We start from the raw sequence: 236 nt of genomic DNA, 5'->3' as shown, positions 1-236 counted from the left end.
CCCTGGCGCGACGGATGGCTGGGCGGGGCGCGCAGCGGGCGCGGATGCTTCTTGGCGCCGGACATGGTCCAGATCACGATGAAGATCAGCAGGAACAGCGCCACGCCGGCCTCCAGGCCGAACAGCATCATCGGATGGTTTTCAAAGAATTCGCTCATGGTCGAGGCAAAAAGCGTGGGTGCCGGCATTGTAGCCAAGCCCCCCACCTCGCCGGACAGGATGAAACAGGCATGACA

General features: G+C 63.1%; 1 protein-coding gene. It reads right to left on the bottom strand.

Features of this window, described 5'->3' with window-relative positions:
* Positions 1–197, bottom strand: a 197-nt coding sequence (locus tag ACVA58_RS28710) for a hypothetical protein (protein WP_446513627.1), incomplete at its 3' end; no start/stop codon positions are given.
* Between the last annotated feature and the right edge of the window lie 39 nt (positions 198–236).

The sequence above is a fragment of the Photobacterium sp. DNB22_13_2 genome (assembly GCF_052873915.1).
This window is presented reverse-complemented; position numbering and strand designations above follow the sequence as displayed.